Consider the following 8608-nt stretch of genomic DNA (forward strand, 5'->3'; position numbering starts at 1 on the left):
ATGATCGAGACCGAACTGGAAGCCCAGACCCAACTCGTGGTGCTCGCGCGCACCCTGCAGGTGCCGCCGCAACACCTCGCGCCGCTGGCTCGTCTCGGCGCGGTCCATCTTTCGGCGATGCAGCGGCAGATCCTGCGCGCGCTGCACGCCGAGCACGCGGACATGTTCCGGCGGATCAGCCCGGTCGTGCCGATCTTCCCGGTCGCTCTCGGTGTCGCGCTGTTCGAGCGGGTGGTGCCGCCGGTGGTCGCGGCCAGATTCCTCGGGGCGGTCGGGATCAAGTATCCCGAGAAGTGCGCGCAGGCGTTGTGCACGGTCGACGCCATCTACGCGGCCGACGGCGCACCGTTTCTCGACCCCGACGTCTTCGAACAGCTGATGCGATACGGCAGGCCGGAGCCGATCACCCTCATCATCAACGAGCTACTGCGGCGTCGCGACTATGTGACAGCGGCGCGGTTCCTCTCGGTGGTGAACGAACCCTTGGTCGCGGCATTGGAGCAGACCGTTCTCGACGATGCCGGTCTGATCTTCACCGCCGCCTACGCCTACCCCGCGCACACGCTGAGCCGGATAGTCCGGCAATTGCTCGCAGGCCCGCGCGGGCGGGTACCCGGCATGCTCCAGACGGTGCTGGCCGGTCCGCCCGCCCTGCATCACGCGATGCTCGCGTTCTTCTGCAAGGTCGCCCCCGATGTCGCGGCCACCCTCGGCGACATCTTCTTCGGCCGCGGTACCACGCATGAGGTCGGTCGATTCCTGCTCACCGCGGTCAACCGGAACGCCTCTCCCGCCCTGCTCACCGTCATCGGCCGACTCAATCCGGTTGCCCTGTGGGCACTGTCGACGAACCCGCAATTCGCCGACACCGACGTGCTCGGAGCACTGGTCCGCTCGCTGGACGGCAAGGACGAAGCCGACCCGTGGCGCGGCCTTTTCGCACTCTCCGCCCGCCTGAGCGAACCGGCCCGCCGCCACATCGCCGCCACCCTGGCCGAACTGGACGAAACCTCGGTAGCCGCCCTCCCCGCCCACGCGACCGACGCCACCTACTGGCCCGCCCTCCTGCAGCTGCTCGCCGAATCCGAACCGGCCGCCCAATCCAGAGTCGCCGCGATCTGGTCGCGCCTTCCCCCCGAATGGCAAGCAGGCATCGAACGCCACATCCACGAAAACCGCTACGACACCCGCCTGAGCCGCATCACCAACGCCCTCACCACCGTCACCCCCGAAGAGGTCTTCTTCCGCCGCCGCCAGCAGATCCGCCAACGAGGAGAAGACCACTTCGCATCGTGGTGAGCCGGCTCAGTTCACCAGGGGTCGCAGGGCGCGGCCTGCCTGGTCGATGATGCCGGGTTCGTGGCCGTTGGCGATCAGGTTGACGATGAGGCCGTCGATGCCGTGATCGAGGACCCGGGTTCGGATCTGTTCGGCTACTTCGTCCGGGGTGCCTGCGAATTGGCGGTCGGCCACGGTGGTGCGGCGTTCGGCTTCGGTCATGGTGGACAGGTCGATGCCGAGGCGGGACAGCATGTCGGACTGGGTCTTTCGGGCGCGGTCGCCGTCTTCGTCGACGATGGCCATGGCGAGGAAGCTGGTTTCGAGGGTGGCGGGGTCGCGGCCGGCTTCGTCGCAGCGCTGGTGCAGGGCGTCGAGTTTGCGTGGCAGTTCGGAGGCGTTGCAGATGATGTTGAGGTGGTCGGCGAAGCGGGCGGCCATGCCGAAGGTCTTCTTCTCGCCGCCACCGCCGAGCAGAATCGGCAGGTCGTCGCGGATGCGTGGCTCGTTCATCGCGTCCTCGGTGCGGTACCACTTGCCGTCCAGGGTGGAGCGCTGTCCGCGCAGCATCGGGGTGATGATCTGCAACGCCTCGTCGAGCCGCTCGAATCGCTCGGTGAACGTGCCGAACTCGAACCCGTACTGCCGATGCTCCAGCTCGAACCACCCGGCCCCGATCCCGAGCACCGCCCGCCCGCCGCTCACCACATCGAGCGTGGTGACGGTCTTGGCCAGCAGCGCCGGATTCCGGTAGGTATTGCCGGTTACCAAGGCCGACAATTGGATTCGCTCGGTCGCGGTAGCGAGTCCGGACAGTGCCGAGTAGGCCTCGAGCATCGGCTCCTCCGGCCCGCCGATCAACGGCAGCTGGTAGAAGTGATCCATCACGAAAGCGGCGTCGAACCCCGCCGCCTCCGCCTCCCTTGCCTGCGCGATCACCGCGGGAAACAGCTCACGCACCGAAGCGGTGTTGCTGAAGTTGGGCATCTGGTAACCGAGTCGAATGCTCATGAAATCGACCATATGACCTGGAGTGCACTCCAAGTCAAGGGCTACACGCCGACTGTCTGCGGGTAGTCGATCAGGTCGATGTCGTTGGCGGCCTGTCGCCGTATTTCATCATCATGGTGAAGAAGCGGGATCCGAGGAACCAGTTGCGGACCTTGATGCCATGGGCGGTCTTCGGTGTGAGGAAGCGGCCCGCGTTGCTGCTGCCCGCGATTTTGGCGTAGCGCTTCATGATCCGGTCGTAGTTGACGAACGCGGTGACGTGATCGCCTGCGGCGGCGGCGAGTTCGCCCGCGAGGACGTAGGCGCCGACGATGGCGAGGCCGGTTCCGAAGCCTGCCAGGGTGTTTCCGTAGGCCGCGTCGCCGATGAGGGCGATGCGGCCGCGGGTGTAGGTGCCGTTCATGCGGACCTGGCTGATCGAGTCGAGGTAGATGTCGTCGAAAGCGGCCAGGTCGGTGAGCATGCGTGGGGCGTGCCAGCTCATGTCGGCGAAGGTCGCTTCGATGATGCGGCGTTGGGCAGCGGGGTCGTTGCGGGGGTAGTCGAGTTCGGGGGCGGCGAACATGTACATCTGCTGGGCCTTCGGACCGCCGTCGATGGCGAGTTTGCCCGGGGTGTTGTGGGCGTAGCCTGCCGCTTTGTCGCGGGAAGTGGCCGCATCGCTCCAGTGGCTGGCACCCGCCACGCAGTAGTGGTAGCCGAGGTGCGTGACGTAGTCGGATTCGGGGCCGAACGCCAATTTTCTTACCCGCGAATGGATTCCGTCGGCGCCGAGGACGAGGTCGAAGGTGCGGGGCGGGTTGTTCCCGAACCGCACCGCCACTCCGTCGCCGGTGTCGCGCAGGTCGGTGATGGTGTCGCCGAAGAGGTACTCGACGGTGCCTGCGGTTTTGCGGTACATGATCTCGGCCAGGTCGCCGCGCAGGATCTCCACGTCACCGCCGGTGAACTCGCCCGGCATCACCCCGAGCTCGCGCCCGTCCTCGTCGACGAAAACCAGGTCGGTGGTGCGGTGCGCCTGGTGCGAACCTCGTCGAGAATGCCCATCCGCTCGAGCACTGTGAGGTGGGTCTTGCCCTTGAAGTCCACCGCCTGGCCGCCCGCCCGCAGTGCGGGGGCGCGCTCGACGACGGTGACGGAAAAGCCGTATCGGTGCAGCCAGTAGGCCAGGGCGGGGCCGGCGACACTGGCGCCGGAGATGAGGACGGTACGCACGACGAACTCCTAGAAGATCTGTGTCCGGTGTAATCTGTATCCTGTGGATACAGATAAGAGTATGGTAGACACAGTTTCGCGTCAAGACGGATTCCGAGAGGATGGACAGATGCCGCCGCCGACCACAGTCGAGCTGTTGTGGGGGACCACGCAGCGCCCCAAGCGCGGGCCCAAACCCGCGCTCACCCTCGACGGGATCGTCGCGGAGGCCATCGCGCTGGTCGATGCCGAAGGACTGTCCGCGCTGTCGATGCAGCGACTGGCCGAACGCCTCGGCTTCACCAAGATGTCGCTGTACCGGTACGTGCCGGGCAAGGAGCAGCTGACCGCGCTGATGCTCGACGCGGCGATGGGTGAGCCGCCTGATACCGCGGGTTCGCAGCAGAACTGGCGCACAGCTCTGCGCGACTGGGTCGAGGCGATCTTCGCGCGCTACCTCGCACACCCGTGGACGATCGAGCTCACCCTCGGTGTGCGCCCCTTCGGCCCGAACGAGATGGGGTGGACCGAAGCCGCGCTCGCCGCGTTGGCTCAGACCGGCTTCACCGGCTCGGAAAAGCTCGACACGATCGTCGTGCTCAACGGGCACGCCCGCAACCTGGCCCAGCAGGTCGCGTCGATGAGCGGCGACGGCGAACTTCGGTTCACCGAGCAGTTCGCCGAGATGATGGCCGCCGCGGCAGGCCGCTATCCCGAGGTGCTCGCGGCCTTCACCGAGGAAGCCGCCGCTGCGGCGGGCAGCGGCGGACCGAACGACGCCCTGCGTTTCGGTGTCGACCGCATTCTCGACGGACTCGCCGCGCTGGTCGATCAGCGAAACTTCAGCAGCCCCCTGGTCCCGCCGCGATCGTCGTCCTAGGCTCTTCCCATGACCGACGAGCCGGAACTGCCGGAGCCCGCTGTCACCATCGTTCGCGAATTCTTCGCCGCGCTCGAGCTCAGCGCTGTCGACGAGGCGCTCGATCTCCTCGATCCCGCGATCGTCTGGAAGAACGCCTCACTGCCGTCCGTGCGCGGCAAGCAGCGGGTGGCCGCGGTGTTGCGCGGCCTGGATCGGCCCAAGCTCGGGTTCTCCGCGCAGATCCACCACATCGCCGCCGACGGCGACATCGTGCTCACCGACCGCACCGACTACCTGCACTTCGGCCCGGTGCGGATCGGCTTCTGGGTGAGCGGCACCTTCGAGCTGCGCGAGGGCCGAATCGTGCTGTGGGACGACCACTTCAGCAAGGGCAACGTCCTGCGCGGCACCATAGTCGGCGTGGCGAAGGCGATCACCGGGCGCTGACTACCGGCGCTTGCGCAGATAGTCCAGGTAGGTCGGTCGCAGCACGTCGGCGAGTTTTCCGTCGCCCGCGTGGAAGTAGTCGTCGATCATCGGCAGCACGTATTTGATGTCGGCCGAACTCTCGCCCAGGTCGCCCGCCTCGGCTCGAGCTGCCGGGATCGACTTGAGCAGCTCCCACAGGAACTTCACATCACCGTGGCGTACGGCCGTCGACACCGCACGATCGTGCAGTTCCTTCGACGACAGCTTCTCCAGATCCTGGTCATCGGCCATGCCATCGACTCTAGCGCTCGGCGGCGCACTCGTGCCGGATCCGCCCGCGACAGCGCCGGTTAACGACAAATTCACGGACACGTGCGCCGGTCCAGCAGCGCGGCTACGAATTCGGCGGTAGCGTCGGTGATGCGAGTCGCGTCGGTGTGATTCGTACGGGAGGTCCTGACCGTGACTGAGCTACTCAGTGCGAGAGGGCCGGCACCTGGCCCTCGTGGCGGTTGACTCAGCGTCAAACGCCCACAAGGACGGACCGGTCCAGCGAGATCGTTCGCGCGGGTGCCGTGCGAACACATAAGGAGCCCACCGTGACTGCTGCACGCTCCGTTTCCGCTTCCGCGAAGCACACGGCCTCGGCCTCGGCCTCGAGCAATTCGGCCTCGAAGAAAGGGGCTCGCCCCTCACGTTCCGGTCGCAAGACTTTTGTCGTCGACACCTCTGTACTCCTGTCGGATCCCTGGGCCGTCACCCGGTTCGGGGAACACAGTGTGGTCCTACCCCTGGTCGTGATCAGTGAGCTGGAGGCGAAACGGCACCACCACGAGCTCGGCTGGTTCGCCCGCGAGGCTCTTCGCATGCTCGATGACCTGCGTGTGCAGCACGGCAGGCTCGACCAGGCGCTGCCCATCGGCACCGACGGCGGCACCCTGCAGGTGGAGCTCAACCACACCGATTCGTCGGTGCTGCCCGCCGGATTCCGTTCCGACACCAACGATTCCCGCATCCTCGCCTGCGCGCTGAACTTCTCGGCCGAGGGCGAGGACGTGGTGCTGGTGTCCAAGGACATCCCGCTGCGGGTCAAGGCCAGCGCGGTCGGCTTGTCGGCCGACGAGTACCACGCGCAGGACGTGGTGACCTCCGGCTGGAGCGGGATGGTGGAACTCGACGTCGCGGGCGCCCAGATCGATCAGCTCTACACCGATTCGGTGATCGATCTCGACGATGCGCGAGAGTTGCCGTGCCACACCGGCGTTCGGTTGCTGGGCAGCAGCTCGAGCGCACTGGGCCGGGTCACCGCCGACAAGCGGATTCAACTGGTCAGGGAGCGGGAGGCATTCGGTCTGCACGGGCGTTCGGCCGAGCAGCGCATCGCACTCGATCTGCTGCTCGACGAGAGCATCGGGATCGTGTCGATGGGTGGGCGCGCCGGTACCGGTAAGTCGGCGCTGGCGTTGACCGCCGGGCTCGAGGCGGTGCTGGAGCGGCGGACGCAGCGCAAGGTGGTCGTGTTCCGGCCGTTGTACGCGGTGGGCGGGCAGGAACTGGGCTATCTGCCGGGTTCGGAGAGCGAGAAGATGGGCCCGTGGGCACAGGCCGTCTTCGACACGCTCGACGGCCTGGCCAGCCGCGAGGTGCTCGAGGAGGTGCTCAGTCGGGACATGCTCGAAGTGTTGCCGCTGACCCACATTCGCGGTCGGTCGCTGCACGATTCGTTCGTGATCGTCGACGAGGCGCAGTCGCTCGAGCGCAATGTGCTGCTCACGGTGTTGAGCCGCCTCGGCACGGGTTCGCGGGTGGTGCTCACCCACGATGTCGCCCAGCGCGACAATCTGCGGGTGGGCAGGCACGACGGTGTGGCGGCGGTGATCGAAAAGCTCAAGGGCCACCCGCTTTTCGCGCACATCACGCTCACGCGCAGCGAGCGCTCGCCGATCGCGGCACTGGTGACCGAGATGCTCGAGGAGTACGGACCGAACGCGTAATCACCGGCAATCGGGCCGCGTCACGGCCCGAATCCGTTTGATTACCGCAAATGGTGGGTAATATCCGCGAGGACACCAATCCAGCAACGGCTCGGCGAACACTGTTCCGCCGGGCCGTTGCGGATTATCGGCCAGGCTCCATTCCGGGGGGCACCCCCGGTGGGGCCACTCGCGAGAGGATGGATATGAACCACTTCGCTCGACGTACTGCTGCCGGGAGCGCCGCGATCCTGGCCGCGGCGGGTCTGCTGCTCGCTGCCGGTTGCACCGACGAAAACAAGGACAAGGCCAAAGACGCCGTCGCTTCGGTGACCTCCGCCGTCGGCGCTCCGGGAGCGAGCGCCACGACCGAGCCGGGAATGGGCGGGATGACCACCACCCCCGCTGCGGGAACCACCACCGATTCCGATACCACCTCCGGCCCGGCCACCACCGGCGCAGCGGCCGGCGAATCGACCACCGTCTCCACCCCGAACGGTGACATCACCATTTCCGGTGAGGTGTACAAGAAGTACGTGGCGGCCGGCGGCGCGAGCAGCCCGCTCGGCGCACCGGAAGAAGCCCAGGAAGCCGGCCCCGATGGTGGCGAGTACCAGGACTTCACCGGCGGCACCATCTACTGGAGCAAGAACACCGGCTCCCACATCGTGTGGGGCGAGATTCGCGAGGCGTGGGAGGAGAACGGCGGCGCCAACGGCACGCTGGGCTACCCGACCAGCGACGAGAAGGACATCACCGGCGGCAAGCAGAGCGACTTCACCGGTGGCACCATCACCTGGGTCAACGGTGAGACCACGGTGACGCCCAAGTAAGAGCATTGCGCTCCGCCCAGCGCGGGGGCCTGGATCACCCCGTAGGTCCCCGCGCTTGCGCACGAGGTACTAGGTTGTCTGGGTGCAGAAAACTTTGACCGACCGCGAGCTGCTGGATTCGCTCGCGGACGAGGTGGAAATCAACCTGCGTCGCCACATCGAGTTGGCCGACGGCTGGCAGCCGCACGAGCTGGTGCCGTGGTCGGACGGGCGCAACTTCGCCTTCCTCGGCGGCACCGACTGGACCCCGGAACAGTCCGAGCTCAGCGACACCGCCCGGCTCGCGCTGACCGTGAGCGTCCTGGTCGCCGACAATCTGCCATCCTACCACCGTGAGCTCGGCAAGCACCTGCGCACCGGCCCCTGGTGGCGCTGGGTCGGCCGGTGGACGGCGGAGGAGAACCGCCACGAGATCATGATCCGCAACTACCTCATGCTCACGCGCGCGGTGGACCCGATCGCGCTAGAGCGGGCCCGCATGCAGCACATGACCGACGGCTTCAACCGGCCGCCGATGCACCTGATCGACGTGCTCGCCACCTGCGCGTTCGAAGAGGCCGCCGCCGCGATCCGGCATCGCAACACCGCCGCGCTCGGCGAGAACCCGATCGTCACCGCGATGGCCGAGAAGCTGGCCGCCGACGACGAACTGCAGGCCGAGTTCTTCGCCGTGCTCGTCGCCGCCGCCCTCGACCTGGTTCCCGATCAGGGGGTGCGCGCGATCGCCGATCGGGTCGCCGACTTCCGTGTACCGCACGTGGATCTGCCCGGTGGCGGATCCAGCGATGAGGCGCTGGCCGAGGCGGGCATCTACGACCGTGCGAACGAGGACGAACTGGTGTTCAAGCCGCTGCTGCGGCGCTGGAACATCTTCTCCCGCACCGATTTCAGCGAAGCGGGCGAGAAGGCTCGCGCCGAACTCGCGCACCTGGCCTGAGCTTTTCCACGAACGGGCCTGAACGACCGGCGGGGGTGGGCCCGTAGGGCGCGGAGCGGGGGGCGGGCGCCCGGTGCAGCACAGCGGGCGT

10 protein-coding genes are annotated in these 8608 nt (G+C 67.1%); 6 read left to right on the forward strand and 4 right to left on the reverse strand.

Translation table 11 applies throughout. The features are described from left to right. The gene (locus tag ACFWPX_RS05425) at nt 1–1299 is read left to right on the forward strand and encodes a hypothetical protein (protein WP_378926333.1); all 1299 of its coding nucleotides are present in this window, start codon (nt 1–3) and stop codon (nt 1297–1299) included. A gap of 6 nt (nt 1300–1305) precedes the next feature. Here ACFWPX_RS05425 and ACFWPX_RS05430 read toward each other — a convergent pair whose 3' ends face one another. The 3 genes from ACFWPX_RS05430 to ACFWPX_RS05440 form a co-directional block, all read right to left on the reverse strand. Continuing rightward, nucleotides 1306–2289, reverse strand: a complete 984-nt coding sequence (locus tag ACFWPX_RS05430; RefSeq protein ID WP_378915305.1) for an LLM class F420-dependent oxidoreductase — start codon at nt 2287–2289, stop codon at nt 1306–1308. Between the two features lie 70 nt (nt 2290–2359). Further along, the gene (locus tag ACFWPX_RS05435; protein WP_378926334.1) at nt 2360–3250 is read right to left on the reverse strand and encodes an FAD-dependent oxidoreductase; all 891 of its coding nucleotides are present in this window, start codon (nt 3248–3250) and stop codon (nt 2360–2362) included. Beyond that, nucleotides 3250–3504 carry an FAD-dependent monooxygenase gene (locus ACFWPX_RS05440; protein WP_378926335.1) on the reverse strand — a complete coding sequence of 85 codons (255 nt, stop codon included), beginning with the start codon at nt 3502–3504 and terminating at the stop codon, nt 3250–3252. The genes ACFWPX_RS05435 and ACFWPX_RS05440 overlap by 1 nt, the downstream gene beginning before the upstream one ends. Before the next feature lie 109 nt (nt 3505–3613). Between ACFWPX_RS05440 and ACFWPX_RS05445 the strand changes: the two genes are divergently transcribed. After that, nucleotides 3614–4363, forward strand: coding sequence for a TetR/AcrR family transcriptional regulator (locus ACFWPX_RS05445; RefSeq protein ID WP_378926336.1), 750 nt, complete (start codon nt 3614–3616; stop codon nt 4361–4363). Nucleotides 4364–4372: 9 nt separating this feature from the next. Then, nucleotides 4373–4792 carry a limonene-1,2-epoxide hydrolase family protein gene (locus tag ACFWPX_RS05450; RefSeq protein ID WP_378926337.1) on the forward strand — a complete coding sequence of 140 codons (420 nt, stop codon included), beginning with the start codon at nt 4373–4375 and terminating at the stop codon, nt 4790–4792. On the opposite strand, the gene ACFWPX_RS05455 is transcribed toward ACFWPX_RS05450, so the two are convergent. Beyond that, a complete protein-coding gene (locus ACFWPX_RS05455; RefSeq protein ID WP_378915313.1) occupies nt 4793–5065 on the reverse strand; it encodes a hypothetical protein in 273 nt (90 codons plus the stop codon). A 308-nt stretch (nt 5066–5373) separates the two neighbouring features. On the opposite strand from ACFWPX_RS05455, the gene ACFWPX_RS05460 reads away from it, so the two are divergent. The 3 genes from ACFWPX_RS05460 (at nt 5374) to ACFWPX_RS05470 (ending at nt 8517) form a co-directional block, all read left to right on the forward strand. Beyond that, nucleotides 5374–6768 (forward strand): PhoH family protein, encoded by a 1395-nt coding sequence (locus ACFWPX_RS05460; protein WP_378926338.1) that lies wholly within the window; start codon nt 5374–5376, stop codon nt 6766–6768. Nucleotides 6769–6953: 185 nt separating this feature from the next. After that, nucleotides 6954–7580: an LGFP repeat-containing protein gene (locus tag ACFWPX_RS05465; protein ID WP_378915317.1), complete on the forward strand. Its 627-nt coding sequence runs from the start codon at nt 6954–6956 to the stop codon at nt 7578–7580. Nucleotides 7581–7662: 82 nt separating this feature from the next. Further along, nucleotides 7663–8517 carry an acyl-ACP desaturase gene (locus ACFWPX_RS05470; RefSeq protein ID WP_378926339.1) on the forward strand — a complete coding sequence of 285 codons (855 nt, stop codon included), beginning with the start codon at nt 7663–7665 and terminating at the stop codon, nt 8515–8517. The last annotated feature ends 91 nt before the right edge of the window (nt 8518–8608 follow it).

This window comes from Nocardia sp. NPDC058518 (assembly GCF_042719655.1).
Classification (GTDB): Bacteria; Actinomycetota; Actinomycetes; order Mycobacteriales; family Mycobacteriaceae; genus Nocardia.

Excerpts from the sequence above, each read along its gene's own strand:
- ACFWPX_RS05455 (WP_378915313.1), bottom strand. The coding sequence starts at position 5,065 with ATGGCCGATGACCAGGATCTGGAGAAGCTGTCGTCGAAGGAACTGCAC.
- ACFWPX_RS05445 (WP_378926336.1), top strand. The coding sequence starts at position 3,614 with ATGCCGCCGCCGACCACAGTCGAGCTGTTGTGGGGGACCACGCAGCGC.
- ACFWPX_RS05425 (WP_378926333.1), top strand. The coding sequence starts at position 1 with ATGATCGAGACCGAACTGGAAGCCCAGACCCAACTCGTGGTGCTCGCG.
- ACFWPX_RS05435 (WP_378926334.1), bottom strand. The coding sequence starts at position 3,250 with ATGCCGGGCGAGTTCACCGGCGGTGACGTGGAGATCCTGCGCGGCGAC.
- ACFWPX_RS05450 (WP_378926337.1), top strand. The coding sequence starts at position 4,373 with ATGACCGACGAGCCGGAACTGCCGGAGCCCGCTGTCACCATCGTTCGC.
- ACFWPX_RS05465 (WP_378915317.1), top strand. The coding sequence starts at position 6,954 with ATGAACCACTTCGCTCGACGTACTGCTGCCGGGAGCGCCGCGATCCTG.
- ACFWPX_RS05430 (WP_378915305.1), bottom strand. The coding sequence starts at position 2,289 with ATGAGCATTCGACTCGGTTACCAGATGCCCAACTTCAGCAACACCGCT.